Source organism: Phaeobacter sp. JH20_37 (assembly GCF_048056015.1).
In the GTDB taxonomy this organism is placed as follows: domain Bacteria; phylum Pseudomonadota; class Alphaproteobacteria; order Rhodobacterales; family Rhodobacteraceae; genus Phaeobacter; species Phaeobacter bryozoorum.
On the sequence record NZ_JAYMWW010000020.1, the window covers coordinates 82,289 to 108,045 of the forward strand.

General features: G+C 62.9%; 26 protein-coding genes. 14 read left to right on the forward strand and 12 right to left on the reverse strand.

Translation table 11 applies throughout. The features are described from left to right. Window positions 1-12 precede the first annotated feature (12 nt). The 3 genes from VWZ87_RS17005 to ubiA form a co-directional block, all read right to left on the reverse strand. Window positions 13-327, reverse strand: coding sequence for a hypothetical protein (locus VWZ87_RS17005; RefSeq protein WP_340544210.1), 315 nt, complete (start codon window positions 325-327; stop codon window positions 13-15). Continuing rightward, the gene (locus VWZ87_RS17010) at window positions 324-2,219 is read right to left on the reverse strand and encodes an OmpA family protein (RefSeq protein WP_416536400.1); all 1,896 of its coding nucleotides are present in this window, start codon (window positions 2,217-2,219) and stop codon (window positions 324-326) included. The genes VWZ87_RS17005 and VWZ87_RS17010 overlap by 4 nt, the downstream gene beginning before the upstream one ends. 77 nt (window positions 2,220-2,296) lie before the next feature. Further along, a complete protein-coding gene (gene ubiA, locus VWZ87_RS17015; protein WP_416536401.1) occupies window positions 2,297-3,259 on the reverse strand; it encodes a 4-hydroxybenzoate octaprenyltransferase in 963 nt (320 codons plus the stop codon). 11 nt (window positions 3,260-3,270) lie between these two features. Here ubiA and VWZ87_RS17020 point away from each other — a divergent pair, with 11 nt between their 5' ends. From VWZ87_RS17020 to VWZ87_RS17040, 5 genes are all read left to right on the forward strand, one after another. Further along, a complete protein-coding gene (locus VWZ87_RS17020) occupies window positions 3,271-3,996 on the forward strand; it encodes a 16S rRNA (uracil(1498)-N(3))-methyltransferase (protein ID WP_260099592.1) in 726 nt (241 codons plus the stop codon). Beyond that, a complete protein-coding gene (locus tag VWZ87_RS17025) occupies window positions 3,996-4,904 on the forward strand; it encodes a GNAT family N-acetyltransferase (RefSeq protein WP_416536402.1) in 909 nt (302 codons plus the stop codon). Before VWZ87_RS17020 ends, VWZ87_RS17025 begins: the two co-directional genes overlap by 1 nt. Further along, window positions 4,901-5,428 carry a hypothetical protein gene (locus VWZ87_RS17030; RefSeq protein WP_416536403.1) on the forward strand — a complete coding sequence of 176 codons (528 nt, stop codon included), beginning with the start codon at window positions 4,901-4,903 and terminating at the stop codon, window positions 5,426-5,428. The genes VWZ87_RS17025 and VWZ87_RS17030 overlap by 4 nt, the downstream gene beginning before the upstream one ends. Before the next feature lie 64 nt (window positions 5,429-5,492). Beyond that, entirely contained in the window at window positions 5,493-6,863 is a 1,371-nt protein-coding gene (locus VWZ87_RS17035; RefSeq protein ID WP_416536404.1) for a glutamate--cysteine ligase, read from the forward strand. 229 nt (window positions 6,864-7,092) lie between these two features. Beyond that, complete coding sequence (locus VWZ87_RS17040; RefSeq protein WP_416536405.1) at window positions 7,093-7,347, forward strand: hypothetical protein; 255 nt, start codon at window positions 7,093-7,095, stop codon at window positions 7,345-7,347. Between the two features lie 103 nt (window positions 7,348-7,450). Here the strand turns inward: VWZ87_RS17040 and VWZ87_RS17045 are convergent, their stop codons facing one another. From VWZ87_RS17045 to VWZ87_RS17070, 6 genes are all read right to left on the reverse strand, one after another. After that, a complete protein-coding gene (locus VWZ87_RS17045) occupies window positions 7,451-7,924 on the reverse strand; it encodes a YHS domain-containing (seleno)protein (protein WP_416536406.1) in 474 nt (157 codons plus the stop codon). A gap of 280 nt (window positions 7,925-8,204) precedes the next feature. Then, window positions 8,205-8,810 (reverse strand): glycerol-3-phosphate 1-O-acyltransferase PlsY, encoded by a 606-nt coding sequence (gene plsY / locus VWZ87_RS17050; protein ID WP_416536407.1) that lies wholly within the window; start codon window positions 8,808-8,810, stop codon window positions 8,205-8,207. Next, window positions 8,810-10,120, reverse strand: coding sequence for a dihydroorotase (gene pyrC, locus VWZ87_RS17055; protein ID WP_416536408.1), 1,311 nt, complete (start codon window positions 10,118-10,120; stop codon window positions 8,810-8,812). Before pyrC ends, plsY begins: the two co-directional genes overlap by 1 nt. After that, window positions 10,117-10,524, reverse strand: a complete 408-nt coding sequence (locus tag VWZ87_RS17060) for a hypothetical protein (protein WP_416536409.1) — start codon at window positions 10,522-10,524, stop codon at window positions 10,117-10,119. The genes pyrC and VWZ87_RS17060 overlap by 4 nt, the downstream gene beginning before the upstream one ends. 4 nt (window positions 10,525-10,528) lie before the next feature. Continuing rightward, on the reverse strand, window positions 10,529-11,086 hold the full coding sequence (locus VWZ87_RS17065) for a hypothetical protein (RefSeq protein WP_416536410.1): 558 nt from the start codon (window positions 11,084-11,086) through the stop codon (window positions 10,529-10,531). 3 nt (window positions 11,087-11,089) lie between these two features. Continuing rightward, window positions 11,090-12,085 carry an aspartate carbamoyltransferase catalytic subunit gene (locus VWZ87_RS17070; protein WP_340544224.1) on the reverse strand — a complete coding sequence of 332 codons (996 nt, stop codon included), beginning with the start codon at window positions 12,083-12,085 and terminating at the stop codon, window positions 11,090-11,092. 141 nt (window positions 12,086-12,226) lie between these two features. Here VWZ87_RS17070 and VWZ87_RS17075 point away from each other — a divergent pair, with 141 nt between their 5' ends. From VWZ87_RS17075 to VWZ87_RS17090, 4 genes are all read left to right on the forward strand, one after another. Next, window positions 12,227-12,988: a uracil-DNA glycosylase gene (locus VWZ87_RS17075; protein WP_416536411.1), complete on the forward strand. Its 762-nt coding sequence runs from the start codon at window positions 12,227-12,229 to the stop codon at window positions 12,986-12,988. 76 nt (window positions 12,989-13,064) lie between these two features. After that, the gene (gene moaB / locus VWZ87_RS17080) at window positions 13,065-13,607 is read left to right on the forward strand and encodes a molybdenum cofactor biosynthesis protein B (RefSeq protein WP_416536412.1); all 543 of its coding nucleotides are present in this window, start codon (window positions 13,065-13,067) and stop codon (window positions 13,605-13,607) included. Between the two features lie 133 nt (window positions 13,608-13,740). Continuing rightward, complete coding sequence (locus VWZ87_RS17085) at window positions 13,741-15,216, forward strand: efflux RND transporter periplasmic adaptor subunit (RefSeq protein WP_416536413.1); 1,476 nt, start codon at window positions 13,741-13,743, stop codon at window positions 15,214-15,216. Between the two features lie 5 nt (window positions 15,217-15,221). After that, window positions 15,222-18,614, forward strand: a complete 3,393-nt coding sequence (locus tag VWZ87_RS17090) for an efflux RND transporter permease subunit (RefSeq protein ID WP_416536414.1) — start codon at window positions 15,222-15,224, stop codon at window positions 18,612-18,614. A 64-nt stretch (window positions 18,615-18,678) separates the two neighbouring features. On the opposite strand, the gene VWZ87_RS17095 is transcribed toward VWZ87_RS17090, so the two are convergent. Then, window positions 18,679-19,167: an NUDIX hydrolase gene (locus VWZ87_RS17095; RefSeq protein ID WP_340544230.1), complete on the reverse strand. Its 489-nt coding sequence runs from the start codon at window positions 19,165-19,167 to the stop codon at window positions 18,679-18,681. A 31-nt stretch (window positions 19,168-19,198) separates the two neighbouring features. After that, on the reverse strand, window positions 19,199-20,068 hold the full coding sequence (locus tag VWZ87_RS17100) for a protein-disulfide reductase DsbD domain-containing protein (RefSeq protein ID WP_340544231.1): 870 nt from the start codon (window positions 20,066-20,068) through the stop codon (window positions 19,199-19,201). A 185-nt stretch (window positions 20,069-20,253) separates the two neighbouring features. Between VWZ87_RS17100 and VWZ87_RS17105 the strand changes: the two genes are divergently transcribed. Next, the gene (locus VWZ87_RS17105) at window positions 20,254-20,811 is read left to right on the forward strand and encodes a YqgE/AlgH family protein (RefSeq protein WP_416536415.1); all 558 of its coding nucleotides are present in this window, start codon (window positions 20,254-20,256) and stop codon (window positions 20,809-20,811) included. Window positions 20,812-20,841: 30 nt separating this feature from the next. Here VWZ87_RS17105 and VWZ87_RS17110 read toward each other — a convergent pair whose 3' ends face one another. Next, complete coding sequence (locus VWZ87_RS17110; RefSeq protein ID WP_416536416.1) at window positions 20,842-21,789, reverse strand: L-threonylcarbamoyladenylate synthase; 948 nt, start codon at window positions 21,787-21,789, stop codon at window positions 20,842-20,844. Between the two features lie 130 nt (window positions 21,790-21,919). Here VWZ87_RS17110 and VWZ87_RS17115 point away from each other — a divergent pair, with 130 nt between their 5' ends. Genes VWZ87_RS17115 through VWZ87_RS17130 form a run of 4 tightly spaced genes read left to right on the forward strand, consistent with a single transcriptional unit; the run spans window position 21,920 to window position 25,720 of the window. Continuing rightward, window positions 21,920-23,626, forward strand: coding sequence for an acyl-CoA dehydrogenase (locus tag VWZ87_RS17115; RefSeq protein ID WP_416536417.1), 1,707 nt, complete (start codon window positions 21,920-21,922; stop codon window positions 23,624-23,626). Further along, a complete protein-coding gene (locus VWZ87_RS17120; protein ID WP_416536418.1) occupies window positions 23,623-24,660 on the forward strand; it encodes an MBL fold metallo-hydrolase in 1,038 nt (345 codons plus the stop codon). Before VWZ87_RS17115 ends, VWZ87_RS17120 begins: the two co-directional genes overlap by 4 nt. A gap of 24 nt (window positions 24,661-24,684) precedes the next feature. Beyond that, window positions 24,685-25,149: a DUF6173 family protein gene (locus VWZ87_RS17125; protein ID WP_340544237.1), complete on the forward strand. Its 465-nt coding sequence runs from the start codon at window positions 24,685-24,687 to the stop codon at window positions 25,147-25,149. A gap of 40 nt (window positions 25,150-25,189) precedes the next feature. Next, the gene (locus VWZ87_RS17130) at window positions 25,190-25,720 is read left to right on the forward strand and encodes a hypothetical protein (RefSeq protein WP_416536419.1); all 531 of its coding nucleotides are present in this window, start codon (window positions 25,190-25,192) and stop codon (window positions 25,718-25,720) included. The last annotated feature ends 37 nt before the right edge of the window (window positions 25,721-25,757 follow it).

The following is a 25,757-nucleotide window of genomic DNA, read 5'->3' on the forward strand; positions in this document are numbered from 1 at the left end:
CTGATTCCGGTATTAACCGTGCAGCTGGCCGCGCAGCTCTTCCGCCTCGCGACGGGCATCGCGCAGCCCATCCATGGCAGCCCGCAACTCGGCCTCGGTCTGAACCAGCTGATTGGACAGCTCTGCCTCACGTTGTTGCAGGTAGGTGATCGCCTGATCGCGGGTTTCCTCCGCTTCGTGCAGCTCCTGGCTCATCCGATCCAGATCGGCGACATCGCTTTGCCGCACGCGGGTGAAACGATGCACCAGCCAATTGGCAAACCACCCCATCGCAAAGGCGACAAACAGGATAATGGCAGTGGTGATGATGAACTCTGTCCTGTTCATTGTCCGGAGGTCTCCTGTTCGCTGTCTGGGGCGGCTTCTTCGGCGGCGGCCTCATCAAGGGTCGTTTCGCTTGTCGGGTCATTGGCCGGGCGGATCAGCCGGAATTCGATACGGCGATTGGCCTCGCGCCCTTCCTCGGTATCATTGGTCGCAATTGGTGTGCTTTCGCCATAGCCCTTGGCGGTAAAGCTGCTGGTCACCAGCCGCCGTCCGCGCAGCTCGTTCAGAACCGATTGGGCCCGCGACTGGCTGAGCGACTGGTTCATTTCCTCGCGCCCCTGACTGTCAGTATGGCCCTGGATCTCCAGCCGCACACCGTTACAGCGCGACAGGATATCGGCGATCTGATCCAGCGTATCGCGGCTGCCCGCGGCGACGGTTGCCGACCCCGGCTCAAAGGTGATTTTCGAAACGGTCTGCACCGCTGCCAGTTCGGCTTCGCAGAGTTCCGGCGACATCGGTTTGTCCGCAGGCTCCGGCGGCTCCTCATAGGAGACGTTCAGCTCATAGCTCTCCGCCTCGCCCAGCTTGGCCGATAGCAGCTTGGCAATTTCAGCCGGGGCGTCTTCGCGGTGGCTCATCCCGCTCAGTGTGAGACTATCCGGCGTCACGGAGACCGCACCGCGTTGCAGAAAGGACAGCGCCTCCAGCCCGGCCAGCACCCGCACAGGCCAGTCGGCAGGCAGGTCTTCGACAACGCGGGTGGCGCTGTGAACATTGTCGGAACCAAACCGGGCCTTGGCATAGCTGCTGCTGATCTGACGCAGCGCCTCATCCGAAATGCGCCCGCGCAGCTGGACCTGGCCCTCCGGGCTCAGGGTTGCGGTGAACTCAGGCGGCCCATTGCCCGCGTTGGCTTCGGGTTGCGGCAGGACCGCGTGAACCGCAAAGACCTGCGGCAGGGCGCTTTCCAACTCTCCCACGACATGGTCGAACAGCGCCGCTGCGGTGCCTTCGGCGGCGACCAGCGTCATATCGGCATTGGCCAGTGTCATGGATCCAGCGCCCAGCTCGGCCAGTGCCGCGATCCCCAGCTCTGCGGCGCGCGCCCAATTGGGCGAGGGAACGCCCATGCCGATCACGCAGTCAACCTTGCCGTCAAACCCGGCCTTCTCCGCGGCCCGCAGGATGCGGTCGCGGCTCAGCTCGCTTTCGGCGGAACAGGCATCAAAGCGCCCGCCAGAGCCATCAATGCTGTAGCGCAGTGTAAATGGAGTAATGACCGGGCGCGGGGCCGCGATATCCAGCGATAGGCGCAGACCGGCCGGCGCCATCCGTGTCAGGCGTTTCTCGATCTGTTCCTTGGCTTCGATACTGTCCGAGATCGCGGTGATCGAAACTTCCTCGGCCTCAACCGAAATCTTGGACCGGGGCAGCAGGCTCAACGCGTCCAGCGCGTAATCCATCGCAGACATCCAGCCCTTCGGAGCGGCGTAATTGGCGGTCTCCAGCAGATCGGCGACCTGATCGGCGCCCGCAATCGTATTCAGCCGCGTGATCACCGTGTCACGGTCCGTGACGCGGGGGATCAGTCCGATGATCGAAATGCCGCTGTCATTGCGCAGGATCTCAGCCGAAAATCGCGGAGGGGCGATCCCTTCGGACGGGGTGATCTGCATGTCGTCGATCACGCGCGCCGCATCGACCACGCCACCCACCAGCGAAATCGCGCCAAAGCGTGTGGCCTCATCGGGGGCGGTGCCGTTCAGGATCACCCGCAGCCCGTCGGCGGTCACCTCGGCCCAGGTGTAGCCTGCCTTGTCCAACGCGCGCCGCACGGCGGTTTCGCTGCCTGCTTCGATCCCCGTCACGGCAAACCCGGCCACAACCAGACTGAGCGCGGCAGCCGCGACAAAGGTCAGGCCAGAGATCAAAAGCGAGGACAGGCGCATAGGCAGACTGGTCTCCGTTGGGGCATCCGTCCGAGACGGCTTTTGTCTGTCTTACAGGGGCGCGGCGGCGGGTTCAATCATGCGAACAGAGCTGCGGCAAAGAAGATCAGCGGAATCAAGCCCGTATCCCGATTGAGCCGAAACAGCTGCAACAGGCGCTCGCCGTTTTCGGCATCAAACACCCTGAGTTGCCAGGTCATGTGCCAGCCCATCGCCCAAGGAGCCACCAGCGCCAGCACCAGCGCCAGCACCGATCCCTGCGGCTGCACCGCGAGAATGATCGCGATCCCCATCAGGCTGACCGTTGCCACGATGAAGCGGCGCAGCCACATCGGCGTTTGCGTGCCAAACAGCCGGGCGGTTGATTTCACGCCGATCAGCGCGTCATCCTCGGTATCCTGATGGGCGTAGATCGTGTCATAGAACAGCGTCCAGGCAATGCCCGCCAGATACAGGATGACCGCAGGCCAGTTCAGCGTGCCGGTATGGGCAACCCAGGCCAGCATCGCACCCCAGTTGAAGGCAAGGCCAAGAAACACCTGCGGCCACCAGGTAAACCGCTTGGCAAAGGGATAGATGGCCACCGGAAACAGCGCGAGGATTCCCATGGCAATAGCCGCCTGATTGAACGTCAGCAGGATGCCAAGGGAGACAAGCGCCTGAAGCCCCATCCAGATCACCGCACCGCGAACGGTCACCTGACCGGATGGAATGGGGCGCGAGCGGGTGCGTTCGACCTGACCGTCAAAATTGCGGTCGGTGATATCGTTCCAGGTACAGCCTGCGCCGCGCATCAGCCAGGCACCGGCACCGCAGGCCACAAAGATCCACAGATCACCCCAGCGCGGGCTTTGCTCCCAGAGGATCGCCAGCATCAGTCCCCACCAGCAGGGGATCAGCAGCAGCCAGGTTCCGATGGGGCGATCGGCGCGGCTCAGCCGCAGATAGGGACGGCTCCATGCCGGGGCGTAGTGATCGACCCAATTGCCTTTGACCGCATCTGCGACCTGTCCATCTGGTGTTGGCGTCCCGCCTTGCATATGTATGCCTCATGAGTGCAAAGATCAGACTGTATGTAGAGCACCCGCTGGGGGCAGGGCAATCGGTTCCTCTGGACCGCGATCAGGCGCATTACCTGTTTGGGGTCATGCGGCAGACGGTGGGGGCGCAGCTGTTGCTGTTCAACGGACGGGACGGCGAATGGCGCGTCGAGGTGGCCGAGGCCAGCAAGCGCAGCGGTGTCCTTATCTGCCAGGAGCAGACCCGGCCATTGGTGCTGCCGCCGGATTTGTGGCTGCTGTTCGCCCCGATCAAGAAGGCGCGAACCGATTTCATCGTGGAGAAGGCCGCTGAAATGGGCGCGGCGCGGATCCTGCCGGTGCAGACCGATTTCACCAATTCCGACCGCATCCGGCAGGATCGACTTCAGGCCCATGCGGTGGAGGCCGCAGAGCAATGTGGCGGCACCTACGTGCCGGAGGTCGCGGATCTTCAGAAACTCTCGCGGCTGCTCGACCATTGGCCCGAAGAGCGCCAGCTGATGTTTTGTGACGAAGCAGAGGTCGGCAGCGCATTGGCACTGGCCAGCGAGGCACAGGCACAGGTACCTTGGGCCATCCTGATCGGTCCCGAGGGCGGGTTTTCCGAGGCAGAGCGCAAGCGTCTCCACGCGTTGCCGCAATCCCATGTCGTGAGCCTCGGTCCCCGCATCCTGCGCGCGGATACCGCAGCGGTGGCGGCGCTGACCGTTTGGCAGCAACGCTATGGGGATTGGTAATGACTTGGCGCCCGGCACAGGACAATGATCTCTCGGCGGTTCAGGATCTGCTGCATCGCCATATCGAAAGCTCCATGTTTCTGCTGATCAACCTGCGTGATCACGGGCTGGCTGGCACCGCGCCAAAGGCGGTGCAGCTCTGGGTGCGTAGTCGCGCAGAGGATGGTGTTGCCGGGCTCACCAATGATGGGATTCTCTTGATCCAGGCGGGCGCCGCCACCGCAGAGGACTGGCGGCAGCTGCAACAGCTGGTGGATCACCGACTGGCGCAGACAGCGTCGCAACAGCAGGTCGGCGTGTTGGGGGAGACCGCCCAGCTGCGCCGCTACCTCGCCGCCACCGGCCTTGATCAGCGGCCCAAGCGCCTTGACCGCGATGAGCCGGGGCTGGCGCTGACCCTGTCCGATCTGGATCGGAGCAGCCTTGATCGTCCGCAGCTGCGGGGCGCGGTGTTGCATCCGCTATCTGCGGCACCCCGCCCGATGTTGGTACAGTGGCGGGCCGCCTACCATCAGGAAACTCTGGGCACTCCGGCATCAGAGGCCGTCGCCGTCGCGGCCGGCGATATCGACAGCTATCTGTTGCGCGACAGCCATAGGGTGCTTGAGGTGGCGGGCCATTGGGTTGCGATGACCGGCTTCAACGCCCAGCTGCCGAAGGTCGTACAGATTGGCGGGGTCTATACGCCACAAGAGCAACGCGGTCGCGGCTATGCCCGCTGCGCTCTGGCATTCCACCTGCAAGAGGTCCAGACCGCAGGGGTCGAGAAGGCGGTTCTCTTTGCAGCCGGAGACGCGGCAGTCCGGGCCTATCGTGCCATCGGGTTCCAACCCATCGGGGGCTATTCGCTTGTCCTGTTCGATCAGGAACCCGAGACCGTCGTGACCGCGGGAGAGCTGACAACATGAGCTTCATCCGACCCGAAGCCCGCCGGTCCCTCTGGCGCTGGCGCGAGATGATCGCGGCGGCCGTGTTTGGGGCTCTCGGCTTGTTCTGGGCTTTTGGTGGCTACGGGGTTCAGGCGCTGATCGGCTGGGCTCTGCTGGGCCTTGGGGTGATCATTGCCGTCATCGGTATGCAGCGGATGCGGTTCCGTCTGGGTGGAGGTGGCCCCGGCGTGGTTCAGGTCGACGAAGGCCAGATCGCCTATTTCGGTCCGCTGACCGGTGGGGCCGTTGCGCTATCCGAACTGGAGCGGCTGACACTGGACCACGCCGCGAAACCACCCCATTGGCTGCTGGATCAGCCGGGGCAGGCGGCGCTGGCGATTCCGGTCAATGCGACCAACACGGATGCGCTCTTTGATGCCTTTGCGACCCTGCCGGGGTTGCGTATGGAGCGGATGCTGGCAGAATTGCATAAATCCGGCGCTCACCAGGTCGTGATCTGGGAGCGTGCACCAACACGTCAGACCGTGCACAGGCTGCATTGACACCACCGGAAATACCGACCACGACTTGCAACGCAAGACGGATCAACCTTACGGAGAGCCCCAGATGTCTATTCCTCAATCCGGCGGTGGGCCGATCGAACGTCACGAGCAGCTTGCGGAATATCTTGCCTCCGGCTGCAAGCCCCGTGACCAGTGGCGGATCGGTACGGAGCACGAGAAATTCGGCTACTGCAAGGACTCCCTGAAACCGCTGCCATTTGAGGGCACCCGGTCCATCGTTGCCGTGCTTGAGGGCTTGCGCGACCGCCATGGCTGGTCCGAGGTGCGCGAAGGGGGGCATCTGATCGGTCTGGAAAAGGATGGCGCCAATGTTTCGCTGGAACCCGGTGGTGCCTTGGAACTCTCTGGTGCGCCACTGGAGACCATTCACGAGACCTGCGACGAGGTGAACACCCACCTGCGCGAGGTGAAGGATATCGCCGACGAGATTGGCGTCGGGTTCATCGGTCTGGGCGCGGCTCCGATCTGGACCCATGAAGAAATGCCGCTGATGCCCAAGGGTCGCTACAAGCTGATGGACGCCTATATGGGCAAGGTCGGCACCATGGGGCGGACCATGATGCGGAGGACCTGTACCGTGCAGGTCAATCTCGACTTCGGATCGGAGGCCGACATGGTGCAGAAAATGCGGGTGGCCATCGCGCTGCAACCCGTTGCCACTGCGCTGTTCGCCAATTCTCCCTTCCTTGAGGGAAAACCGAACAACCACAAATCCTGGCGCTCGCGGGTCTGGCGCGATCTGGATGCAGATCGGACCGGCATGGTGCCTTTCGTGTTCGAAGAGGGCTTCGGCTTTGAACGTTGGGTGCAATATGCCCTCGATGTGCCGATGTACTTTGTCTACCGCGACGGCCAGTACATTGACGCGCTGGGCATGTCGTTCCGCGATTTTCTCAACGGGGAACTGCCCGCACTGCCGGGTGAAACCCCGACCCTCAGCGACTGGGCCGATCACCTGACGACGGCTTTCCCTGAGGCACGTATCAAGAAATACATGGAGATGCGGGGCGCCGACGGTGGCCCGTGGCGTCGCCTCTGTGCCCTGCCGGCCTTCTGGGTGGGGATGATGTACGATCAGTCCAGCCTCGATGCCGCCTGGGATCTGGCCAAGGGCTGGGACGCGGAAACCCGTGAAGCCCTGCGTGTCGCCGCTTCGGAGCAGGGGCTGCAGGCACAGGTGGGCAATATCAAGATGCACGATCTGGCGCGCGAAGTGGTGGCGATTTCCGAGGCGGGTCTCAAATCCCGCGGTCGCGCGGGCGCCGGTGGGCTGGTGCCGGATGAAACGCATTTCCTCAACGCGCTGAAGGACAGTATTGAAACCGGCAAGGTCCCGGCGGATGAGCTGCTCGACCGCTACAATGGCGACTGGAACGGCGATCTGAGCCGGATCTACGCGGAATACAGCTACTGAGGAACGCTCAAGATCGCCTCAGACCAATCTCAGGGGGTGCCTATCGGGGCGCCCCTTTTTTCATATGGCGGCCGGTTGATACCTGCTCGCTATGACTGGGTGTCGCAGGGGCGTTCACCGGTGGGTTCACTGGCGCTATCCAGCTGGTTTTCCCCCTAAATGACACCTTGCTCACTCATTTTCTGGTCCCTAGAAGAGCGCGCATTCTATAGCTCTGAAAGGTGTTGAAATGGGCAATTTCTTTATCTCTGCATTTGAAAAACTTGTAGGCGTATTCATGGTTTTGCTGCTGATCGCCGTCGCAGGGGGTGCTGTGCTTGCGGCCCTGCAGCCCGTTGGCGGCGGTATCCTCGCAGCCCTTGGCGTGCTGGTGGTCGGCGGTCTCTACGTCGTTCTGATTGGTGGCTCGCTGTATCTGGCGGTGGGGATCTACAACAACACCAAGCGGACGGCTGATGCGATCGAACGGCTGGCTTCAAAGTAGCTATTATCGGCTGGGGCGATGCTCCCAGCATTGCGGTAATACAAATGGGCGGCAGGATACCTGCCGCCCATTATTCATGATCTAGCGTCGCGCGCTGGGAAGGTTACTGCAGGAGCTCGGCCGGTTCAGCGTCGGCGATTTCTTTCCAGTTCACATCAGCTTTTTCAATGAAGCCGGGAATGTCCTTGCTCCAGCGTTCCTGAATGTCCTTCGACAGGTTCAGGTAAAGCACATTGTCGACGATTTTCCACTCGTTCGGGTCGCCGTCGAATTTGAAGCCCATCGCGGCCCCAAAGGCGCAGTAGCCACCATAGGCCGGGACATAGGCCTCGGGGCTGGCTTCAAACAGTGCTTTGTTTTCCTCGGTGGCAAACCAGTAGGTGGCGTCATCGAATGTCGCGGTTACCTTGTAGGATCCTTTGGTCGGCTCTCCGGCGTTGAAATATGCGACCGGGTCGTAGCCCTGCATTGCCAGACCGGTGGAGGAGGCGTTGACATCCACGCCGGCTGCCAGTGCCGAGGTTGCCAGTGTCACGGAAAGGGCGATCCCGCCCAGAAGGGATTTTACGGTGTTCATCGGTGTGAACCTTTCGATTTGTCGGATGCCGTGGCACCCGGAGTTGGAATGATAAAAGGCGTGCGTCATCAAAATGTCGGTGTTCGAAATTAGACCGTCCTGGTCACGACACCGATATGAGGGCTCTACCGATCACGTTCAAAACAACTCCTTTTGTATGTGTGTTGATGCACAATCACTCTGCACCGGAGCGCTGGCACATTCGCGTGATGAAAAAAGCCCTCATCCGGTGTGGATGAGGGCTTTTCTTTGAAAACAAGTGCTTATATGGCGGTGGCCGCTATTTCTGGCCGATCCTCGGTTCGGTGCCCATGCGCAGCCGGGCGATGTTTTCCTTGTGCCGCCAGAGGATGATCAGCGCCAGAAGCGCGGCCAGTGCCGTGATCATCGGGACACCCAGCAGCAGGCACCACAGCGGTGCGGCTACGGCTGAGACCAGAGCGCCCATCGAGGAAATCTTGCTCAGATAGGCTGCCGCCAGCCAGGTGAGACAGCAGGCGATGCCCACCGGCCAGGCCAGTGCCAGCATCAGGCCGAGGAAGGTCGCGACGCCTTTGCCGCCTTTGAACTTCAGCCAGATCGGGAAGCAGTGACCCAGAAACGCGGTGAGACCGGCCAGCTGCGCTGCATCCTCACCGGCCAGAACACGGGCCAGCAGGACCGCCGCCGCGCCCTTGCCGCCGTCCAGCAGCAGGGTCAGCGCTGCGGCCTTTTTCGATCCGGTGCGCAGCACATTGGTGGTGCCGATATTGCCGGATCCAATGGCGCGAAGATTGCCCAGGCCCATGATCCGGGTCAGCAGCAGGCCAAAGGGGATGGACCCCAGACCATAACCGATCACGGCCCAAAGCAGCAGAAATGGGGCGGCAGTCTCAATTGGCGGCATCAGTCTCTCCGATAGACCGGTTCGCCGGCCACATAAGTTGCCAGTACCCTACCTTGCATGCGCTGCCCATCAAAGGGGGTGTTCTGCGATTTCGAGTGCAGCGAAAAACGGTCCATTACAAAGGGCTGGTCGGCGTCAAACAGCACCAGATCAGCCGGTGCGCCTTCGGCCAGGCGACCGCAGTCGAGCCCCAGTCGTTTGGCCGGGTTGAGGGCCATCGCCCGAAACAGCGTTGGCAGGTCCAGCTGTTCGGCATGATAAAGCCGCAAGGCCGCGGGCAGCAGTGTTTCCAGTGCGACAGCCCCGGCGGCGGCTTCCTCAAACGGCAGGCGCTTGCTTTCTTCATCCTGCGGTGTGTGCATCGAGGAGATCGTGTCGATCAGCCCCTCGCGCAGCGCGTCGATCAATGCCAGCCTGTCCTCCTCGGATCGCAGCGGCGGTTTGACCTTGAAGAAGGTGCGGTAGTCGGCAACGTCCAGCTCGTTCAGGGTCAGGTGGTGGATCGAGGTTCCGGCAGTGATATCCAGCCCGTTGGCTTTGGCCCGCTGAAGGGCGGGCAGGGCGCGCGCGGTGGTGATCTGATCTGCGTGATACCGCGCTCCGGTCATTTCCAGCAGGGCGATATCGCGATCCAGTCCCATCCGCTCGGCCATCGGGGTGACGGCGGGCAGCCCACGCAGGGTGGCGAATTTACCCGAGGTTGCGGCGGCCCCTTTGCTCAATCCCGGCTCCTGGGGGTGGGCGATGACCAGCGCGCCGCAGCTGCGCGCATAAGACAGGGCGCGGGAGAACACCTTGGTGTCGGCGACGACATGATCGCAATCGGAAAAGGCAACCGCACCTGCATCCATGAGAAAGCCGATCTCGGTCATTTCGCGGCCCTCGCGCCCCTTGGTCAGGGCGGCCATTGGCAGCACGTTCACCGGTGCATCGGCCTGCGCGCGACGGGTCACGAATTCCAGTGTCTCGGGGCTGTCGATGGCGGGCGTCGTATCCGGCCGAGTTACCATGGTGGTAACCCCCCCTGCCGCTGCTGCAAGGCCTGCGGATTTATAGCTTTCCTTGTGACGTTCCCCGGGTTCGCAGACCTTGACCCCGATGTCGACGATACCGGGCGCAAGACATTTTCCGTAGCAGTCAATAAGGGTCACATCCTCTGCCCCAATGTTTCGCGTGCGAAACAATTGGTCAGGGTCGGTGCCATTCTTTTCAACCGCTGCAATGCGCCCCGAGTGTACCAGAACCGCACCTAGGCTGTCGGTGCCGGCTTCGGGGTCGATCAGTCGGGCGTTGGTGAACAAGAGGGTCATGCGCGTGGACTTTCCGGGTGGTCAGAGAGGGCGGTTTCGATGGCGGTGCGGGTCGCAGCCGGGTCAGGCTGGTATTTGATCAGGTATTTGTGGCCGTCGCGGGTGACGATCTGCACAGTGCTGCCGAGCTGGTTCACCTGGGCAATATTGGCCAGCGGAATCTGTTGGTGATCCGGGCCGATCACCGATGTGTCGCCAAGGGCCCAGACCCGGGTCAGCTCATCCGACATCAGATAGCCACCACGCAGGCCGATCGCGGCGAGCCCGCCAATGGCGCCAGTCCAGACATATGGGTTCCCCATCACCCAGAGAATGCCCATCGCGCCAACCATGGCGATGACCGCGAGCCAGGCGTGGCTGCGCCAGTAGGCCATGCGGTCCGGGGAAAAGCGGGTCTCGGCCATGATGTCAGCTCGCCAGCAACAGCACGACGAGGAGGATCAGTGCCATCACGATGGCAAAGATGGTCGCGCCGATGCGTCGGGCGCGTGAGCGTGCCGCGCGCGGGGAGGGGCGTGGAGCCGAATAGGGTTTGGCGCTGTCAGGGGTTTCGTCGGGATTGCTCGGCAGGCTGGCCCAATCCGCACCAAGTTCGCTATAATCGCCGATATGGCGGATCTGATGCGCCGGGATCAGGCGGGTTTCCTCGCCCCGAAATGCGCGCGACCGCAGCAGCAGCACATAGCCGTCGATTGCCATCAGCCTCTGGGCATCGGCTTCCAGCTGCTCGGCGGGAATGCCGCAGCCGTCGCGCAGGTAACCGATCAGCCCCAGATCTTCCAGATCGCTTACCGGAAAGATTTCGACATGATCGAGGTCGACATACTCAATCCCCAGAACCTGTGCCAATGCGCCGGGCTCTCGCAGGAAACGGGCCTGTTCCGACCGCATGTCGAGATCAAAGACATGGATCATCCGCTGCTCGCCTGCGGGGATGGTCAGAGGCTGCGTTACCGGCTCGGTCATTGATCAGACCACGCCCGGTTGCGCCATGGCAGTCTGACGGCTGGCGCGCAGATTGCGGGCCAGAAGATCCATCACCGCCATGCGAACGGCGACACCCATTTCGACCTGCTCCTGAATGACCGAACGATTGATATCGTCCGCCAGCGTACCGTCGATTTCAACGCCCCGGTTCATCGGGCCGGGGTGCATAACGATGGCGTCGGGTTTGGCCAGCGCCAGCTTCTCGGCATCCAGCCCGTAGCGGTGGTAATACTCGCGTTCTGAGGGAATAAATCCACCGTCCATTCGCTCCCTTTGCAGGCGCAGCATCATGACAACATCCACGTCTTTCAGCCCTTCGCGCATGTCGTCGTAGATTTCGGCACCGAACTCTGCGAAATGGTCGGGCACCAGGGTCGGCGGGCCGATCAGTCGGATGCGGTTTTCCATCTTGCCAAGAAGGATCAGATTGGAGCGGGCTACCCGGGAATGCGCGACGTCGCCACAGATCGCAATGTTCAGACGGTGCAGGCGCCCTTTTGCACGGCGGATGGTCAGCGCATCCAGCAGCGCCTGTGTAGGGTGCTCATGCCGCCCGTCGCCCGCGTTGAGCACGGCGCAGTTCACCTTTTGCGCCAGAAGATCCACGGCACCTGAGTGCGGGTGGCGCACAACCAGCAGATCGGGGTGCATCGCGTTCAGTGTCATCGCGGTGTCGATCAGGGTCTCGCCCTTTTTGATCGAGCTGGCCTGCATCGCCATGTTCATGACATCTGCCCCCAGCCGTTTGCCTGCGATTTCAAAACTGGCCTGAGTGCGGGTGGAGTTCTCAAAGAACATGTTGACCTGGGTCAGCCCGGACAGCGCATCGGCGTGTTTGTCAGGGCGTCGGTTCAGCTCGGCATAGCTGTCGGCCAGATCCAGGATGGCGGTTATTTCATGCGGCTTCAGCGGCTCAATACCCAGAAGATGCCGTTGGTTGAAGGACATCGGATCAATCGACGTGGGGGCATTGGGCATGGGCTGGCTCCGTGCTGTTTGGCGCTCTTATAGCAGGGCTGTGGCGTCCGGCAAGACAGCCGGGGCGTGTTCTGGGCCGGGGTGAAGGCTGCGGTGAAGTCAGGTGTTTTGCTTGGCTCCCGAGCAGAGTAGCTTGGGGCCATGGAATCGGCATTGGATTATCACAGCGCGCGGGCGCTCTTGGCGTGGCAGATTGAACTGGGGGCGACCGATGCAATCGGCGATGCGCCGGTTAATCGCTATGAGCTGCAGGCGCGGCTGCCCAAGGCGGCTGCGACGACTGCGGATGCCGCGCCGATCAAACCTCTCGAAATCGACCCGGTTGAGGTGGCGCGACAGATGGCAGGGGCCGCTGGTTCGCTGGCGGCGCTGCGCGATGCGCTGGATCAGTTTGAACATTGCGAGCTGAAAAAGGGCGCGCGTAACCTGGTGTTTGCTGATGGCCACCCCGGTGCCCGCGTGATGGTGGTTGGCGAAGCCCCCGGTCGGGATGAGGATATGGCCGGAAAGCCTTTTGTGGGCCGCGCCGGGCAGCTGCTGGACCGGATGCTGGCAGCCATTGGCCTGTCGCGTGAGGACAGCGTTTATATTGCCAATGTGTTACCGTGGCGACCGCCGCAGAACCGGGATCCGCTGCCTGCGGAAATCGCCATGATGACTCCGTTTTTGGAGCGCCACATTGCCCTTGTGCAGCCGGATATCCTGATTGCCATGGGCAATATCAGCTGTGATGCCCTGCTCGGAAAACGCGGTATCACCCGGATGCGTGGCACTTGGCATGAGGCGCAGGGCAAACCGGTGATGCCGATGTTTCACCCGGCCTATCTGCTGCGTCAGCCGGTGCAGAAACGCGCCGCCTGGGCGGACCTGCTCGAGGTGAAGATGCGGCTGACCGCCGGGTGATACGCAACCACTAACGGGGCGGGCCGGAAACGGGCGCTACCCAAGGCAGCTGATATTTCAGATGGGGGCCGGAAACATGGCACAACTCGACGACAGCAAGAATTTTATTCCCGTTCGCATTGCAGTGCTGACGGTCTCGGACAGCCGGTCGCTGGCAGAGGATCGTTCCGGTCAGGTTCTTGTGGATCGGCTGGAGGCGGCGGGGCATGTGCTGGCCGATCGCAAGATCCTGCCGGACGAGCGGGCCGAGATCGCAGGCCAGCTGCGTGACTGGATCGCCGACCCAGAGGTCGATGTGGTGATATCGACCGGCGGCACCGGGCTGACCGGCCGCGATGTCACGGTCGAGGCACACCGGGATGTCTATGAAAAGGAAATCGATGCCTTTGGCACGGTTTTCACCATCATTTCCATGCAGAAGATCGGCACATCAGCGGTGCAATCAAGGGCCACTGGCGGCGTCGCTGGCGGCACCTATCTCTTTGCGCTGCCCGGAAGCCCGGGCGCCTGCAAGGATGCCTGGGATGAAATTCTGGTGAAGCAGCTGGATTACCGGCATCGTCCCTGCAATTTTGTGGAAATCATGCCGCGGCTTGACGAACATTTGCGTCGCAAGTGAGACGGAATTGATCCGTGACTGCGTGTAACCTCGTATAGTTTGTACAAACTGGTATTCTTGCGGCTTAAGGTGTTCATTTTGAACGCTGCGGTGGTGGTGTGGCCGGTTCGTTTAGCCGATTGAAGGATAAAGAATGCGCTTTTTGCGGCAAACGGTGATTGGGGTCTTTCTTGCGGCGCTGACAGCGGCGCTGCTGCTTCTGGCGGTGCAGATGGTGGTGTCTGCCATTCAGACCCGTATGGCGGATGAACGTGGCGCGCCGCCGGATCGTGAACGGGTGTTTGCGGTGAATGTCGAGCGGGCTGAGCTGGGCACGGTGCAGCCGCGGCTGACCGCCTTTGGCCGGATCGAGAGCCGCCGCAGGCTGGAGCTGCGTACGGCGGCTGCCGGTCGGGTGGTCGAGCTGGCGCCGGGTTTCGAGGATGGCGGTGACGTGAAGGCCGGGGCGCTTCTGGTGCAGATCGACCCGGCAGATGCGCAGGCCGCCCTGCGACGCGCAGAGGCGGACATGCTGGACGCAGAGGCCGAGACCCGAGAGGCCCGGCGCGGGCTGGCGCTGGCGCAGGATGAACTGGCCGCTGCCGAGGATCAGGCAGAGCTGCGCACGCGCGCGCTGGAGCGGCAGCGCAACCTGGAAACGCGGGGCGTCGGATCGGCGGCAACGGTTGAGGTGGTGGAACTGGCGGCGGCACAGGCCCGGCAGGCGGTGATTTCTCGCAGGCAGGCGGTGTCGCTGGCCGAGGCCCGTATTGATCAAAGCGTCACGCGACTGGCGCGGGCCGAGATCGCACTTGAGGATGCCCGCCGCAATCTGGCCGACACCACGATCACCGCCGCGTTTGACGGGACGCTGCAATCGGTGAACCTGGTGGAAGGGCGGTTGGTTTCGGCCAATGAAAAGCTGGCCGATCTGGTGGATCCGGCGCAGCTGGATGTGGCGTTCCGGGTGTCGACGGTTCAATACGCCCGTCTGCTGGACGCCGATGGGCAGCTGCTTGCGGCCCCGGTTGAGGTCACGCTGGATGCCACCGGCGCCGCATTGAAGGCAACGGGTGTTGCGGTGCGGGTCAGCGGTGATGCAGGCGAAGGGCTGGCAGGGCGGTTGATCTACGCGCGGCTTGATCCGGCACTTGGCTTCAAGCCCGGCGATTTTGTCACCGTTCACGTGCAGGAACCGGAGCTGGCAGAGGTGGCGCGGCTGCCGGCCTCGGCGCTGGGGGCGGATGGGACGGTTCTGGTGCTGGGGGAGGACGACCGCCTAGAGGCGCTTCCTGTAACGCTGGTGCGTCGCCAGGGTGATGACGTGCTGCTGCGCGGCGCAGGTCTGGAAGGCCGCGACGTCGTCACCGGGCGCACGCCGCTGCTGGGGGCGGGGATCAAGGTGCGCCCGCTCCGTCAGGGGGCGGAGGCCAGCAGCGCAGGGGATAGCGCCGCCGCGGAGGCGGATCTGGTTGAGCTGACCGAGGATCGTCGAGCCAAGCTCGTCGCCATGGTCGAAGGCAACAGCAGGATGCCGCAGGCGGTGAAGGCGCGGATGCTGGAACAGCTGGCTGCGGCCAAGGTGCCCGCTGGGCTGATCAACCGGATCGAAACGCGGATGGGAGGGTAGCGGCGATGCTGCGCAATCTCCCCCGATCGGCTGGCGGTGTTCTGAGTTATTTCACTCGCCACCGGACCTTATCGAACCTGCTGCTGGTCCTGCTCCTGGTGCTGGGTGCGGCGGCGATCCCCAATATGCGGGCGCAGTTCTTTCCCGATGTGATCGTGGACCAGGTGTCGGTGGGAATCGAATGGGAGGGGGCTGGCCCGGAAGATATCGACAGCGCGATCGTGCAGGCGCTGGAGCCGGCGCTGCTGGCGGTTGATGGGGTCGAAAGTTCAAGCGCGACGTCGCGCGAAGGCTGGGCCAGCATCTCCTTGGAATTCGAACCCGGTTGGGACATGGCGCGGGCTGCCGATGACGTGCAAACCGCCGTCGATGGCGTCACCACCCTGCCGGAGGAGGCAGAGGAGCCCAGCGTGCTTCGCGGGTCCTGGCGTGACAGAGTCACGGATGTGGTGATCACAGGCCCGATCGCGCCGCGCCAGCTGGGGCTGTTTGCGGATGAGCTGATCGCGCGCCTGTTCGAGGTCGGGGTGACGCGAACCACGATCCGTGGCATCGCCGCACCGCAGACTATGGTCGAAGTGCCCTCGGCCAGTCTGATTGCCCATGATATCGCGATGACGGATATCGCCGCCGCAATCGCCGCAGAGGTTGATGCCAATCCCGCGGGCGATGTGAGTGGCGCAAATGCCCGGATCCGCACCGGCAGCGAAAAGCGCAGCCCGGAGGAATTGGCAGGCATCGTGCTGCGTACCAACCCCGATGGGTCCGCGCTGACCGTGGGAGATGTCGCCACAATCCGTGTGGAGGGTGTGGATCGCAATCGTTCTTATTTCGTCGGCGACGATCCGGCGATGTCGATCCGGGTGGACCGGTCGGATCAGGGCGATGCGATTAAGATTCAGCATCAGGTCGAAGGGGTGGTTGAGGCCTTGCAGGCCAGCCTGCCGGATGGTGTCAGCGCCAGTCTGATCCGAACCCGGGCCGAGGCGATCACCGGTCGTCTGGATATCCTGCTGGACAACGGGCTGATGGGTCTGGGTCTGGTGTTGGCATTGCTGTTTCTGTTTCTGAACGCACGCATTGCCTTCTGGGTCGCGGCAGGGATCCCGGCGGCGATGTTTGCCGCAGTGGCCTTCATGTATATGGCTGGTCTGACGATCAATATGATCAGCCTGTTTGGCCTGATCATCACGCTGGGCATTGTGGTGGATGATGCGATCGTGGTGGGTGAACATGCCGATTTCCGTGCGCGGCGTCTGGGCGAGCACCCGGTTGCGGCGGCAGAGAACGCCGCGCGCCGCATGGCCATGCCGGTTTTCGCGGCCACATTGACCACGGTGATCGCATTTTTCGGATTGGTGTCGATTGGCGGGCGGTTCGGCGAGCTGATCCGCGATATCCCCCTGACGGTGATTGCCGTGCTTGCGGGGTCACTGATCGAGTGTTTCCTGATCCTGCCCAATCACCTGGCCCATGCCCTGGCCCATAGCGCCAAGGAACATTGGTATGATCTGCCGAGCCGGGTGGTCAATCGCGGGTTTCGCAGGCTGCGCGATGGTCTGTTCCGACCGCTGATGGCGCTGGTCGTACGCGGACGCTACGTAGTGCTCGCGGGGGCTTTGGTGATCCTGGCCAGTCAACTGGCGCTGTTCATCGGCGGCGATGTCAAATGGCGGTTCTTCAATGCGCCGGAGCGTGGCTCGGTCACCGGTAATTTCGCGATGGCCGAAGGTGCGACGCGGGCCGATACGCTGGCGATGATGCGCGAGATGCAGCGTGCGGTGGATGAGCTGGGTGCGGAGTATGAGGACCGCTATGGCCGCAACCCCATCGAATTTGTCATGGCTGAGATCGGCGGCAACGCCGGGCGCGGTCTGGCCGGTGTCGATGCCAAGGATAGTGATCTTTTGGGCGGGATTTCGATTGAGCTGATTGATGCGGATTTGCGGCCCTATTCCAGCTTTGCCTTTGTTGCGGAGATCCAGGAGAGGGTGCGCCGTCATCCGATGACGGAGACTCTGTCTTTCCGTGGCTGGCGGTCCGGCCCGGGTGGGGATGCGCTGAATGTGCAGTTCAGCGGTGCGGCGGTCGAGGTTCTGAAAGGCGCATCGGAGGATCTGAAAACGGCACTGCTGCGCTATCCTGAGGTTTCCGCTGTTGAGGACAATCTTGCCTATGACAAGGAAGAGCTGGTGCTGGAGCTGACGCCGCAGGGGCGCGCGCTGGCGTTCACGGTTGAGACGCTTGGCCGGGCGCTGCGTGCGCGGCTCAATGGGATCGAGGCGGCAACCTACCCGGAGGGCCCGCGTAGTGCCACGATCCGGGTGGAACTGCCGAAGGACGAGCTGACGGCCGATTTCCTGGAGCGCACGCTGATGCGTAGCCCGGCGGGTGTCTATCTGCCGCTTGCGGATATCGTCTCTGTCAGCCAGCGCACCGGTTTTTCGACAGTGCGGCGGGAAAACGGGGTACGCGTGATCAGTGTCACGGGCGATATCTCCGAGGACGATCCGGCCAGAGCTCAGGCCATAGCAACCGCGCTGGAAGAGGAAATCCTGCCGAGCATCGCCAGCGAACGGCAGGTCGATTGGCAGCTCGCCGGGTTGAGCGAACAGGAAAACGAGTTCCTGAATGACGCGCGAACCGGACTGATACTCTGCCTAACCGGTATCTATCTGGTGCTGTCGTGGATATTCGCCAGCTGGACGCGGCCCTTGGTGGTAATGGCGATTATTCCCTTTGGTCTGGTTGGCACGATCTGGGGCCACTACCTGTGGGACGTGCCGCTGTCGATGTTCACGGTGGTGGGGCTGTTGGGAATGACCGGCATCATTATCAACGATTCGATCGTGTTGGTGACCACGATCGATGAATATGCGCAAGAACGTGGCTTGATACCGTCGATCATTGACGGGGCCGCTGACCGGCTGCGGCCGGTGATGCTGACGACGCTGACAACGGTGCTGGGGCTGGCGCCCTTGATGTACGAGGGTTCGCAGCAGGCGCAGTTTCTGAAGCCGACCGTGATTACGCTGGTCTATGGTCTTGGTTTCGGGATGTTCCTGGTGCTGCTGGTGGTACCGGCGCTGATCGCGGTTCAGGCCGATGTGGCGCGCCCCTTTGCGGCGCTGCGGCGCGGGCTGACATCGCGGGCGGGCGAACTGCGCTGGCTGACGCTGGGGCTGGGAGCGGCGCAGCTGCTGTGGCTCGCGGTAACACTTGGCTATGCGATGGCGGTTGGGCTACTGCATCCGCTGCTGCGAACGTTTGTGCCGGTGCTGGCGGCGATGGATCCGGTGCGGGCAGCCACGCTGCTGTTCATCGTTGGTGCTGCGCTTCTGAGCCTGTTTGGCTACCTCTGCGCCCGCGCGGTGGGCGCACGCCGCGCCAGGGTCTGAGCGCGCAACAGTTCTGAGCGTCGACCCGGGCTTTATGGATGCAGTGTGAGCGGGAGTCCCAAGGCTAACCCGTCATCCGGCGGCGCTGTTGCTGGGCGAGGGCGGCGACCTCCGCCACCTGGTCAATCAGCATCCTGTCAGGAGACTGGTCGAAGCCAGTGGTCAGATCGGAGACCTGCACCCATTGTGCCTGCAGGGCGTCATCATTGGGGGCGGGCTGGCCTGAGACGTAGTCGCAGAGCACGGCGACGAGAAGATATTGCCGCTGCACCTCACCTGCGTCATCCCTCAGCATAACGTCGATATGGGTCAGCACTTCGCGGGGGCTGGCGATGACGCCGGTTTCTTCCAGCAGTTCGCGGGCGGCAGCCTGCATCGCGGTCTCGCCGAGTTCGACATGGCCGCCGGGAAAGCCCCACCAACCTGCATTTGGCGGCGATCTGCGCTGGATGAGGATCACCTGATCACCATCCTGCCGGGGATGGCAGACCACGGCCAACGCCCCCAGGACCGGGCGGCGAGGGGCTTCGTCGGAGGCGGGATTGGCGGGCATGGCTGGATCCGGTCGGGCAGATGATCCCTTGTTAGTGCCGGGTGCAGCCCTGAATGTCTACCGCCCGGTTCTGCCCAAGTACGGTGATACGCATCTGCGAGCGATCCACAGCGAAGGGACCGCCATCGGCGGAGATGATTTCGGTTTTCGCCGTCAGCTTGTGGCCCTGTCGGCTGGTCGTCGTTTCGGTTGTGACCAGCGAGGGGACGCCGGGTTCGACAACCACGACCTCCTCACCGCCTGCGCTGGGCATGGTGATCCGGGCAACCAGCTCCATCCCATAGCGGCTGGGGGACAGCGCACAGGTCGCGGCCTGCACCCCTGCCTCCTTTGCGGACCAGGGACGGTCAGCCAGTGCTGCGACAATTGCCGGGTTGCGCGGGCTGTCCGGTTTCAGCGCCTGATCGAAACGCAGTTCCGAGGGTATGCAGACATCCTTGCAGATGCCGAGCTCCATGCGGCCCTTCAGCCGCAGCGGCTGCCCGGGTTTGGCCGGGGTGATCTCGACCGGAAGCACCAGCTGATCATGATAGCCGATGGTGCGAAATCCTGAGGTGAGGAACACTTCGGGCGTGGGCCAGCGGATTGCGACGGCCCCGACATTGCGCGAGCCTTGCCAGCTGAAGCGGGGCGGAATGCCGGCATCGCCGGGCGCGCGCCAGTAGGTTTTCCAGCCTTCGGAAAGCGTCAGCCGCAACGCTCCCATATGGGTGCCGCGTCGCGTGGTGCCGCCGTCCAGCACCTCGATACGGACAATATCGGACATCTGCTCGGCGGGGGCCGTGGCAGGCAGGGCCAGAAACGACAGCGCCAGCGGTGCGCAGAGGCATTTCGCCAAGGTCTTGGCCGTCGTGGTGCGGGCCGTCAGGGGCGTCGCAAGCGCCGAGAGAAGGGAGAACATAACCATGCCCATTTACATGCGCATTCCAGCAAGAAAAGCCAAGTCACGTTCCGGTCAACGGCGTTGAGCATTGGCTAAGGCGCGGGTTGGTCTTGAACCTCTGCCTGCGGGTGGCCATTGTGACAGGGCAGGCAGGTTGCCCGGTCATGGGTGGCGGCGATTTGAAAAAAGGACGACAGATTCATATGGATCTTACCGGCGAACTGCTGATTGCGATGCCCGGCATCGGTGACCCGAGGTTCGAGCATTCGCTGATCTTGCTATGCTCGCATGAGGACGATGGTGCGATGGGCTTGATCGTGAATAAACCGGCCACCGGCGTTGATTTGTCCAACCTGTTGGAACAGCTGGATATTACTCCGCGCAGTGCAGAAGAGGCCGCGCTACCGGTGCGGTTTGGCGGGCCGGTCGAGACGCAGCGCGGCTTTGTCCTGCATTCACCGGAGTACAAATCCAACGTCAGTTCGTTGCGGGTTTCCGAGGCGTTTTCGATGACCGCGACCGTTGACGTGCTCGAAGATATCGCGATGGGGCAGGGACCTGAGCAGGTGATGGTCATGCTTGGCTACGCCGGCTGGGGGCCGGGGCAGCTTGAGGCCGAGATTGCCAATAATGGCTGGCTGACCGCAACAGCAACGCCGGAGGTGGTGTTCGAGCTGGACGATTTCGCCAAATGGGAGGCGGCGCTGCGCTCCCTCGGCGTCGATCCGCTGACTCTGTCCACCAGCGCCGGTCACGCGTGACCGGCGGCTTACGATGCCCTGAGCAGGCTGCTAGCGTGGCGCGGCGGCGCGGCGCAGCCGGTCGTTGATGGCGACACCCAGCCCGATTTCCGGGATTGGGGCGACAGCGATAGGGCGGGCCTTGGCGTCAAGCTGGTGGAGATGTCCAAACAGCTGCGCCGCAGCCTCGCGCAGATCGCCGCTGGCCGAGAGGTTGAGATCACAGTCCATTTTGCCAAATCCGAGATAGAGCTCGCCCTCTGCTGGGTTTGTGACGTTCAGCCTGACGCTGGCGCGCGGGGCGTAGTGCGACAGCAGCTGCCCCGGAGCGGTCAGTGGATCGCCGACATCGCGCTGCTGCAGCGGGTGTCCCAGAACGGCCTCGATTTCCTCGGCGGCCAGCCCGCCGGGACGCAGCAGCAATGGCGTGCCGGTTGCAAGGCCGACAATGGTGGATTCCACGCCGACGCCGCAGGGACCGTCATCGACCACGGCCGCGATGCGGCCGTCCAGTCCGGCGATGACATGGGCGGCGGTTGTCGGGCTGATCCGGCCCGATGGGTTTGCGGAGGGGGCCGCCACCGGGCCATCCAGAACCGACAAAAGCGCCCGGGCCGCAGGATGGGCCGGGATACGGACGCCGAGGGTGGTCAGCCCGGCGGTGACCAGAGGCGAGATACCGTGGTCCTCACGCAGCGGCAGGACCAGCGTCAGCGGGCCCGGCCAGAAGGCCTCGGCGAGTTTGCTGGCGGTGTCGGACCAGATCACATAGCGCTGGGCGGTCTCCACCGCGTGGACGTGGGCAATCAGCGGGTTGAAACTGGGGCGGCCCTTGGCGGCATAGAGGGCCTCAACCGCGTCGGTCTGGCGCGCATCAGCCCCGAGCCCGTAGACGGTTTCGGTTGGAAATGCGACCAGCCGGCCCTCTTTCAAAAGGTCCGCAGCTGTGCTGATCTCCTGTGGTTGCGCGGTCAGGAGGCGGGTTGTGGGACTGGACATGGCTGGTGACGCGGCGTTTTGGTTGCTTGATTAAAGGGCCCGGTTAGGTAATCGGACAAGACATTCAACATAAAGGTTTGGGGCAATGATGCCAAGGCTGCCCCAACCAGCTCTCTGAAAGAGGCCAGACATGACCTTCCGTGCCCCGGTTCCCGAGTATCAGTTTCTTCTCGAACATATCATCGGTTTTCATGAAATCGCCGCTACCGAGCGCTTTGGCGAGGCCAGCGATGATGTGGTTACGGCGATCCTGACCGAGGCGGGGAAGTTCTGCGATGAAGTTATGGCCCCCTTGAACCGTGGCGGCGATCTGCAACCGGCGCGTCTGGAAAACGGGGTGCTGCGCAGCTCTCCCGGTTATGCCGAAGGCTGGCAGGCGATTTCCGAAGGCGGCTGGATCGGGATGAGCGCGGCAGAGGAATTTGGCGGCATGGGGCTGCCGATGACCCTGACCACCGCGGTCAATGAGATGATGTCGGGCGCCTGCCTGTCGCTGCAACTGGCCCCGCTGATGAGCCAGGGTCAGATCGAGGCGTTGGAACATCACGCCAGCGATGAGCTGAAGTCGCTCTACCTGCCCAAGCTGATTTCGGGGGAATGGTCGGGCACCATGAACCTGACCGAGCCGCAGGCCGGATCGGATGTGGGGGCGCTTAGCTCCAAGGCAGAGCCTCTGGACGACGGCACCTATGCGATCAGCGGTCAGAAGATCTATATCTCCTGGGGCGACAATGATTTTGCGGGCAATATCTGCCATCTGGTGCTGGCGCGCCTGCCTGATGCGGCACCCGGAACCAAGGGGATTTCGCTGTTCCTCGTCCCCAAGTACCTGCCGGACGCCGAGGGTAACCCCGGCAAGGCCAACACGCTGAAGGTGGTGAGCCTTGAGCATAAGATGGGCCTGCACGGTTCGCCGACCTGTGTCATGCAATATGACGACGCAATCGGCTGGATGGTCGGCAAACCGGGGGGCGGTCTGGCGGCAATGTTCACCATGATGAACAATGCCCGGCTGGGTGTTGGTGGTCAGGGCGTCGGTGTTGCTGGTGCGGCCTATCAAAAGGCGCTGGCCTACGCGCTGGAGCGCAAGCAGGGCAAATCCGCCTCCGGCACCATCGTGGACCATGCGGATGTGCGCCGGATGCTGATGGAAATGAAGGCCGATCTCTTTGCAGCGCGCGCGATCCTGCTGGCCTGTTCGCAGGCCATCGACATGCAGACCGCAACCGGCGCACAGGAATGGGCCGCGCGGGCAGCGTTTCTGACGCCAATCGCCAAGACCTTTGGCACGGAAACCGGGATGCGTGTTTCGGAAACCGGTGTGCAGGTGCATGGCGGTATGGGGTTCATTGAGGAAACCGGTGCAGCGCAGTTTTATCGCGATGTGCGGGTGACGGCGATCTACGAAGGCACCAACGGCATTCAGGCGATGGATCTGGTTGGGCGCAAGATGATGGACGGTGGCGACATGGCCAACCGTCTGATCGACGAGATCGAGGAGCAGGCCGAGCGCGCCCGAACCACTCATCCGAATATGGCCGAGGCCGTCTGGCAGGCCTGTGAATCCCTGCGCGAAGCGACCGAGTGGTTGACCGCACAGAGCGACATGGATGAGCGTTTCGCAGGAGCGGTTCCCTATCTGCATGCCTTTGCGCGGGTTCTGGGCGGGCATTACCACCTGGCGGCTGCGATGGCCGACATCGGTGGCCCGCGCGAAAAGCTGGCGCGGTTCTATATCAACCGGATGTTGCCGGAACACGCCGCGCTCTTGGCTCATGCGCAGGCGGGTGCGGACGGCGCGCGCGCTCTGACGCTGGATGAATTGGCTGACGGATGACCAGCCCGCGACCCGACGGTCCATGGAACACGCCGCCTGCCGAGGGTGAGGCGATCGAGGTGGCGGAGGGCGTCCTCTGGATGCGGCTGCCGCTGCCGATGAAGCTGGATCATGTGAACGTCTATGCGCTGGATGAAGGCGATGGCTGGACCATCGTCGATACTGGCATGTCCTCAAACAAGACCCGCCGCATCTGGGAGCGGCTGATGGCGGGGCCGCTGGAGGGCAAGCCGATCCGGCGCGTGGTGGTCACGCATCATCACCCCGATCACATCGGCAATGCCGGCTGGTTCCAGTCTGAGCATGGGGCTGAGCTGGTGACCACGCGAACGGCCTGGCTGTTTGCTCGAATGCTGACGCTGGACGTGCAGGAAAGCTGGCCTGAGGAAACGCTGGCGTTTTACCGCAGCTCGGGCATGGATCCCGCGATCTATGACGCACGGTTGGCGGAGCGGCCGTTCAATTTCGCCGATACGGTCTATCCGATGCCGCTGGGCTTTACCCGGATCGAACAGGGCGACGTGTTTCGCATGGGCGGGCGCAACTGGGACGTCCACATGGGTAATGGTCACGCGCCAGAGCACGCAACCTTCTGGAGCCGCGATGACAATCTGGTGATCACCGGCGACCAGATCCTGTCCTCGATCAGTCCCAATATTGGCGTCTATGCGACCGAGCCGATGGCGGATCCCGTGGCCGAATGGCTGGAGGCCTGCGAGCGTCTGGCACCGTTGACACGGGGTGATCAGCTGGCTTTGGGCGGGCATAAGATGCCATTTCGCGGTCTGCCGCATCGGATGGCCCAGTTGATCGACAACCATCACGGGGCGCTGGCGCGGCTTCTTGAGCATCTCGACGAACCGCGCAGCGCGGCCGACTGTTTTGCGCCGCTGTTCAAACGCAAGATCGGCTCCGGGGAATATGGCCTTGCTTTGGTCGAGGCGGTGGCCCATTTAAATCATCTGTACCATCTGGGTCAGGTTGACCGCAGCCGTCGTGCGGACGGGGCTTGGCTTTACCAGCGCAAGGGGTGATCGACCCCTGGAAAGGGAGAGATCATGACCGATGAGATCGCAACCAGCGCCGAGGCGGCAGAGGCGGCCGTTCTGCCCTGCGTTCACGAGGTCCACGCGGATCCCGACGCCTGCACCGGTATCGAAAAAGTGCAGATGCCGTTGCAAAAATCCGTTGCCGAAAAAAGCGCCGCACGCTGGGCCTATGAACGGTTGATCCTTTATATCAAGAACTTCGAGGAGCAGCTGGATAGCGAGCATGAGGTCGCGATGGGGTTTGCCGGCGGTGATGCCGGTGTGATGCGGATCGAGGGTATGGGCTACTTCGACCCCGATATCATCACCTATTACGGCAGCGATTCCAGCGGCGCGCGCACGCAGCTGGTCCAACACGTCAGCCAGCTCAATGTGATGTTGCGGGCCTTGCCGAAGCGGAATGAGGCGGCACCTGCCAATCGGATCGGTTTTCGTTTGGTGTCCGACCTTGAGAGTGATCCGGCTGAGACCTGACGTTCGGGCAGCCTGTTGCGCTGGGGGTGTTGCCACACTTGTGTTCGGCGCGCTCAGCAGCGTTGCGGCCGCCGAAGACGCGGTTGCGGCGGGCTATTGGGCAATGTTGGAGCGTGCAGCTCATCGCGGCCTCATGCAGGAGGTCGCGGCAGCAGATGGCAGGCCAGCCCCCTTTGCCACCGATGGCTGTAGCGGTGGGTTGTCTGCGATCTGGCGCCAGTTCAGTGGCAGGGAAGAGACAGCCGACGGTCCGCCGTTTGAGGCCTGTTGCGTGGCTCATGACCTGCTCTATCACGATGCCGACGGGATCGGATCATCTGGCCGAATCCTTGATGGTCGCGACGAAGATCTGGCCACCGCCAGCCAGCAGGCAAGACTGGCCGCGGATCAGGCTCTGCGCCGCTGTGTAGAGACGCAACTCAGCAGCCGGGAGTCCCCAACAGCGGCCATCGCCGCACCGGTCGCAACCGCCATATATGCTGCGGTGCGATTCGGTGGCGCGCCTTGCAGCGGGCTGAGCTGGCGCTGGGGCTACGGCTATGGTCACTGCCAAGCGGTGTTTGGCCGGTGAATTGCCCGGTGATTTGCCCTGGCTGCGCCCGATTGAC

What these genes read in the sequence shown, in the direction of transcription:
- VWZ87_RS17005 (WP_340544210.1), bottom strand. Translation starts at nt 327, where the DNA reads ATGAACAGGACAGAGTTCATCATCACCACTGCCATTATCCTGTTTGTC.
- VWZ87_RS17010 (WP_416536400.1), bottom strand. Translation starts at nt 2,219, where the DNA reads ATGCGCCTGTCCTCGCTTTTGATCTCTGGCCTGACCTTTGTCGCGGCT.
- ubiA (WP_416536401.1), bottom strand. Translation starts at nt 3,259, where the DNA reads ATGCAAGGCGGGACGCCAACACCAGATGGACAGGTCGCAGATGCGGTC.
- VWZ87_RS17020 (WP_260099592.1), top strand. Translation starts at nt 3,271, where the DNA reads ATGAGTGCAAAGATCAGACTGTATGTAGAGCACCCGCTGGGGGCAGGG.
- VWZ87_RS17025 (WP_416536402.1), top strand. Translation starts at nt 3,996, where the DNA reads ATGACTTGGCGCCCGGCACAGGACAATGATCTCTCGGCGGTTCAGGAT.
- VWZ87_RS17030 (WP_416536403.1), top strand. Translation starts at nt 4,901, where the DNA reads ATGAGCTTCATCCGACCCGAAGCCCGCCGGTCCCTCTGGCGCTGGCGC.
- VWZ87_RS17035 (WP_416536404.1), top strand. Translation starts at nt 5,493, where the DNA reads ATGTCTATTCCTCAATCCGGCGGTGGGCCGATCGAACGTCACGAGCAG.
- VWZ87_RS17040 (WP_416536405.1), top strand. Translation starts at nt 7,093, where the DNA reads ATGGGCAATTTCTTTATCTCTGCATTTGAAAAACTTGTAGGCGTATTC.
- VWZ87_RS17045 (WP_416536406.1), bottom strand. Translation starts at nt 7,924, where the DNA reads ATGAACACCGTAAAATCCCTTCTGGGCGGGATCGCCCTTTCCGTGACA.
- plsY (WP_416536407.1), bottom strand. Translation starts at nt 8,810, where the DNA reads ATGCCGCCAATTGAGACTGCCGCCCCATTTCTGCTGCTTTGGGCCGTG.
- pyrC (WP_416536408.1), bottom strand. Translation starts at nt 10,120, where the DNA reads ATGACCCTCTTGTTCACCAACGCCCGACTGATCGACCCCGAAGCCGGC.
- VWZ87_RS17060 (WP_416536409.1), bottom strand. Translation starts at nt 10,524, where the DNA reads ATGGCCGAGACCCGCTTTTCCCCGGACCGCATGGCCTACTGGCGCAGC.
- VWZ87_RS17065 (WP_416536410.1), bottom strand. Translation starts at nt 11,086, where the DNA reads ATGACCGAGCCGGTAACGCAGCCTCTGACCATCCCCGCAGGCGAGCAG.
- VWZ87_RS17070 (WP_340544224.1), bottom strand. Translation starts at nt 12,085, where the DNA reads ATGCCCAATGCCCCCACGTCGATTGATCCGATGTCCTTCAACCAACGG.
- VWZ87_RS17075 (WP_416536411.1), top strand. Translation starts at nt 12,227, where the DNA reads ATGGAATCGGCATTGGATTATCACAGCGCGCGGGCGCTCTTGGCGTGG.
- moaB (WP_416536412.1), top strand. Translation starts at nt 13,065, where the DNA reads ATGGCACAACTCGACGACAGCAAGAATTTTATTCCCGTTCGCATTGCA.
- VWZ87_RS17085 (WP_416536413.1), top strand. Translation starts at nt 13,741, where the DNA reads ATGCGCTTTTTGCGGCAAACGGTGATTGGGGTCTTTCTTGCGGCGCTG.
- VWZ87_RS17090 (WP_416536414.1), top strand. Translation starts at nt 15,222, where the DNA reads ATGCTGCGCAATCTCCCCCGATCGGCTGGCGGTGTTCTGAGTTATTTC.
- VWZ87_RS17095 (WP_340544230.1), bottom strand. Translation starts at nt 19,167, where the DNA reads ATGCCCGCCAATCCCGCCTCCGACGAAGCCCCTCGCCGCCCGGTCCTG.
- VWZ87_RS17100 (WP_340544231.1), bottom strand. Translation starts at nt 20,068, where the DNA reads ATGTTCTCCCTTCTCTCGGCGCTTGCGACGCCCCTGACGGCCCGCACC.
- VWZ87_RS17105 (WP_416536415.1), top strand. Translation starts at nt 20,254, where the DNA reads ATGGATCTTACCGGCGAACTGCTGATTGCGATGCCCGGCATCGGTGAC.
- VWZ87_RS17110 (WP_416536416.1), bottom strand. Translation starts at nt 21,789, where the DNA reads ATGTCCAGTCCCACAACCCGCCTCCTGACCGCGCAACCACAGGAGATC.
- VWZ87_RS17115 (WP_416536417.1), top strand. Translation starts at nt 21,920, where the DNA reads ATGACCTTCCGTGCCCCGGTTCCCGAGTATCAGTTTCTTCTCGAACAT.
- VWZ87_RS17120 (WP_416536418.1), top strand. Translation starts at nt 23,623, where the DNA reads ATGACCAGCCCGCGACCCGACGGTCCATGGAACACGCCGCCTGCCGAG.
- VWZ87_RS17125 (WP_340544237.1), top strand. Translation starts at nt 24,685, where the DNA reads ATGACCGATGAGATCGCAACCAGCGCCGAGGCGGCAGAGGCGGCCGTT.